This is a genomic window from Sedimentimonas flavescens, from assembly GCF_019264375.1.
Classification (GTDB): domain Bacteria; phylum Pseudomonadota; class Alphaproteobacteria; order Rhodobacterales; family Rhodobacteraceae; genus Rhodobacter; species Rhodobacter flavescens.
Map to the genome: position 1 here is coordinate 1 of NZ_JAHVAI010000059.1, position 954 is coordinate 954.

Here is a 954-nt window from a genome sequence, read left to right on the forward strand (position 1 = left end):
GGTCGAAGAGGCTGCGGACGGTGTCTGCCTCCCGCTCATTGACCACGAGCTCGCGCCTTGTCTTGTCGGGATGCGGGGCATAGCCGAGGGGCGGTAGGCCCCCCATCCAGAGCCCCTTCTTCTTCGAGGCGGCAATCTTGTCGCGGATCCGCTCGGCGGTGACTTCCCGTTCGAACTGGGCGAAGGACAAGAGCACGTTCAGCGTGAGGCGGCCCATCGAGGAGGAGGTGTTGAAGGCCTGGGTGACGGACACGAAGGAACAACCCGCTGCCTCGAGCCGTTCGACGAGCTTTGCGAAGTCGGCAAGCGATCGCGTCAGGCGGTCGATCTTGTAGACGACCACCATTTCCACGCGCCCGGCGTCGATATCGGCAAGGAGGCGCTGCAAGCCGGGACGCTCAAGCGTGCCCCCGGAGATCCCGCCATCGTCATAGCGGGCGGGCAGGGGCTTCCAGCCTTCGTGTCTTTGGCTTGCGACATAGGCCTCGCAGGCCTCGCGCTGCGCATCCAGCGAGTTGAAGTCCTGCTCGAGTCCGTCTTCGGAGGACTTGCGGGTGTAGATGGCACAGCGGATGGTCCTGCGGGTCATGCGGATGGGGCCTTCGCGTTGAGGCCAAAGAAGCGCGGGCCGGACCAATGCGCTCCGGTGATCTCGCGGGCGATGACGGAGAGCGAGCGATAGGTCTGCCCCTTCCTGCGGAACCCGTCGGGGGTGACATCGACGATATGCGTGACGCTGTTCCATTCGCGCAGGAGCCGAGCGCCGGCTTTGGGTTGAGCTCGCCCAACGACCCTGGTGGGCTTGTCGGGCTCAGTCTCGACAAGCTTTTGCAGGGTCTTCGGCAGACCGCCGAAGCGCTTCATCTGGATCTCCTGCGCGATGAAGCGGCTCAGGAAGACCTGGCTCATGCTCTTGGGGGCTGTCTGCCCGAAGAGCTCGGACCAGGCCGCGAT

General features: G+C 64.8%; 2 protein-coding genes. Both read right to left on the minus strand.

What is annotated here, in order from left to right:
* Window positions 1–589: recombinase family protein (locus KTQ37_RS16665; RefSeq protein ID WP_218631629.1), on the minus strand; the 589-nt coding region annotated here is incomplete at its 3' end.
* On the minus strand, window positions 586–954 hold a 369-nt coding region (locus KTQ37_RS16670; protein ID WP_218631630.1), incomplete at its 5' end, for a DUF2924 domain-containing protein. The genes KTQ37_RS16670 and KTQ37_RS16665, both read right to left, overlap by 4 nt.